The organism is Streptomyces diversicolor (assembly GCF_057537855.1).
Map to the genome: position 1 here is coordinate 1 of NZ_BAAJXA010000101.1, position 4,083 is coordinate 4,083.

Below are 4,083 nucleotides of genomic sequence, written 5' to 3' on the forward strand. Positions count from 1 at the left end.
CTGCAGACGGACGGTGGCACGGACGTGTACGCGGCCCCGCGAGTCATCCGCTTCGACTCGCGGGAGCGGCTGGACGCGTTCCTCGGCGCGTTGCAGCGGGTGGTCGATCGGCACGACATCTACCGGACCGCGATCCTGTGGCAGGAGCTGCGCGAGCCGGTCCAGGTCGTGGTCCGCCGGGTCGAACTCCCGGTCAGCTCCGTGGGGTTGACCGCCGACGGCCCCGCCGCGGTGGAGCAGTTGATCGCGGCTGCCGGACCGACCATGAACATCGGCCGCGCTCCGCTGATCGACGTCCACACCGCCGAACAACCCGGCCAGGACGGTGGATGGCTGGCGTTGCTGCGGATGCACCACCTGATCCAGGACCACACCACGCAGGACGTACTGCTGCACGAGATGGGCGCGTTCCTGTCGGGCCGGGAGGACTCCCTGCCCGAGCCGTTGCCCTTCCGGAACTTCGTCGCGCAGGCCCGGCTGGGCGTCCCGCGCGAGGAACACGAGCGGCACTTCGCCGACTTGCTGGGGGACGTGGAGGAGACCACCGCTCCCTATGGCCTGCTGGACGTGCACGGTGACGGCAGCGGTGTCGAGCGTGCGCACCTGGGCGTCGACGACGAGGTCGGCCGGCGAGTGCGTGACGTCGCCCGGTCGCTCGGCGTGAGCCCGGCCACCGTGTTCCACCTGGCCTGGGCGCGGGTGCTGGCCACGATCAGCGGCCGTGACGACGTCGTGTTCGGCACCGTGCTGTTCGGACGGATGAACGCCGGAACCGGCGCGGACCGGGTGCCGGGTCTCTTCCTGAACACCCTGCCCGTGCGGGTCCGCGTGGACGCCACGGGTGTCGGAGAGGCACTGGAGGGCCTGCGGAGCCAGCTGGCGGAGCTCATGGTGCACGAGCACGCCCCGCTGACCCTGGCGCAGCAGGCCAGTGGCGTCCCTGGCGGCACTCCGCTGTTCACCTCGATCTTCAACTTCCGGCACGGTCAGCGCCCGAGCGAGGAGCCCCGCAAGGAGGACGGCGCCGCGCCCGGGGGCATCCGGATGGTGTTCGCCCGGGACACCACCAACTACCCGGTCGCCATTTCGGTGGACGATCTCGGGGCCGGGTTCGGGCTGACCGTGGAAGCGGTGCGGTCGGTGGACGGGCAGGCGGTGTGCAGGCTGCTGCACACCTGCCTCGACAACCTGGTGGCCGCGCTGGAGTACGGCCCGGAGAGCAGGCTGGCCGCGGTGACCGTGCTCGACGGGGACGAGCAGCGGCGCGTGCTGGCGGATTGGAACGGCACCGACACGCCGGTCCAGGAGGCCACGGTGCCGGAGCTGTTCGCGGCACAGGCGGCCCGGGCACCGGACGCCGTCGCGATCGTGTGCGACGGCGCTGAACTGACGTACGGCGAGCTGGATACGCGGGCGAACCGGCTGGCCCGTCGCCTGGTGTCGGAGCACGACGTGGGTCCGGAGTCGGTGGTGGCGGTGCTCACCGAGCGCTCCGCCGAGCTGATCGTGGCGATCCTCGCCGTGCTCAAGGCCGGCGGCGCCTACCTGCCCATCGATCCTGACCATCCCGTCGAGCGAGTCGTCTATACGCTCGACGACGCCAGGCCCGTGTGCATCCTCACCACCTCACGCTGCGGGCGGGTCGTGCCGCAGGACTGCGACGTGCCGGTGCGGGTGCTGGACGCGCCCGGGGAACCCGACGCGGGAGACACCAGGGACGCGGGCCCGCTGGCGCCGCCGCGCAGGCAGAACCCGGCGTACGTCATCTACACCTCCGGCTCGACCGGCCGGCCCAAGGGCGTGGTCGTCTCGCACGCGGGGTTCGCCAACCTGTCGGCCAGCCATGCGCGGTTCGGCGTACAGCCGGGCCACCGGGTGGCGCAGTTCGCGTCGGTCGGTTTCGACAACTTCTGCTCCGAGTGGTCGCTCGCCCTGCTGACGGGAGCGGCTCTGGTGATCGTGCCCAAGGACCGGCGGCTCGGCGCGGAACTGGCCGAGTTCATGACCGAGCAGGCCGTGACCCACGCGACGCTGCCCCCTGCCGCCCTGGCGACGATGCCGGACGGGGCGATCGGGACCGGGGTGGTCCTGGAGGTGGGCGGCGAGGCATGCCCTCCCGAGCTGATGGAGCGCTGGTCGGCCGGACGGGTGCTGTTCAACACCTACGGCCCCACGGAGACGACGGTGGACGCCACGGCGTGGCGCTGCCGCCCCGGGCTGGAGTCGGGCACCGTACCGATCGGCGCCCCGATCGCCAACACCCGCGCCTACGTGCTCGACGACTCCCTCAACCCGGTGCCGGTCGGGGTGGTCGGCGAGCTGTACCTGGCCGGTGCGGGCCTGGCCCGCGGCTATCTGGGACGGCCCGGCCTGACGGCGGAGCGCTTCGTGGCGTGCTCGCCGGGGGCCGCCGGTGAGCGCATGTACCGGACGGGCGACCGGGTCCGGTGGCGGGCGGACGGAAACCTGGAGTTCGCCGGCCGCTCGGACGACCAGGTGAAGATCCGTGGCTTCAGGATCGAACCGGGCGAGATCGAGGAGGTGCTCGACGGGCATCCGCTCCTGAGTCAGGTGGCCGTCGTCGTGCACGAGGACCCCCAGGGCGGCAAGCGACTGATCGCCTACGTCGTCCCTGCGGCCGGGGACCCCGATCCGGGCACGCTGGCCGGGTCCGTGCGGGACTTCGCGGCCGAGCGGCTGCCGAACTACATGGTGCCGTCCTCGATCACGGTCCTGGACTCCCTGCCGCTGACGCTGAACGGCAAGGTGGACCGCAGGGCCCTGCCCGCCCCCGCCTTCGCGACGGGGACCGCCGGGGAACCCTCGCCGGGGCGGGGCGCCACAGGTGCGCTCGAAGCCCTGGTGTGCGAGACGTTCGCCGACGTCCTGGGCGTGCCGGCGGTCGGTGCCGACGACGACTTCTTCGCGCTCGGCGGCCACTCGCTCATGGCGGTCTCGCTGGTGGAGCGGCTGCGGGGCAAGGGTGTCACCGTGTCGCTGCGCACCCTGATCACCAACCCGACACCGGCACGGCTGATGCAGACATTCGGCCTGACGTCGGTGCGGGACGCCCTCGACGGCGTGCTGTCGATCCGGACCGGCGGCACCGCACCGGCCTTCTTCTTCATCCACCCCGCGGGTGGACTGAGCTGGTGCTACATGCCGTTCGCCCGCTTCATCCCCCAGGAGCACCCGCTGTACGGCCTCCAGGCACAGGGCCTTGACGGCTCCGGGGAGCCGGCGGTGTCGGTCGCCGACATGGCCGCCGAGTACGTGACCCGCATGCGCGCACTGCAGCCGTCGGGTCCGTACCACCTCGTCGGCTGGTCCTTCGGAGGAACTCCCGCACACGAGATCGCGGTGCGGCTTGAGGCCGAGGGCGAGGAGGTGTCGCTGATCCTCATGGACGCGTTCCCGCCCATTCCAGGGACAGAGGCCGCGACTCGCGCGAGCGACGCGGCCGACGGCCCGGCACGCCTGGCGCAGCGCGTCCGTGCCGAACTCGGTCCGGTGCTGGGCGGAGTCGACGACGACGAAGTCGCCCTGTTGACCCACGTGTTCGACAACAACGCGACGCTGAGGGACCGCCATGCCTACGGCACCTTCGGCGGGGACACGCTGCTGCTCATCGCGGAGGAGGGAAAGCCGGCGGACTTCTCGTTCGAGTCCCTGTGGCAGCCCTACCTCACCCGGCAGATCACATCGGTCCGTCTCCCCTGCGGGCACTCGGACATGGCACGGCCCGACATGCTGGGAGCGGCATGGGAGGTCATGTCGGAGTGGCTGGCGTCGCGAGAGAAGCGGGGGGCCTGAGCCCCGAGCCGTGAGCGCCTGAGGCCCTCACTCCACCGGACGGTGCCGGGCCTGACCCAACGACGACGGGGCAGGCCCGGGCACCGCTTCGTGTGGGGCCCCGTTGCTCCCCCGTCGGGTGGTGGTGGCTCCCTCCTTCGAGGGGCCCCTCGGGTGCACTGACGGTGGCCGCGGAACGGAGCCAGGCGCGACAGAGACGGGCCGCTGCCCGCAGGGGAACGCAAACGTCGAGGTGGGTCACCGCATGCGGTGACCCACCTCGACGTTCAA

1 protein-coding gene is annotated in these 4,083 nt (G+C 71.9%); it reads left to right on the top strand.

What is annotated here, in order from left to right; translation table 11 throughout:
• Nucleotides 1-3,813: non-ribosomal peptide synthetase (locus AC27LF_RS45250; RefSeq protein ID WP_479665180.1), on the top strand; the 3,813-nt coding region annotated here is incomplete at its 5' end.
• Nucleotides 3,814-4,083: the final 270 nt, after the last annotated feature.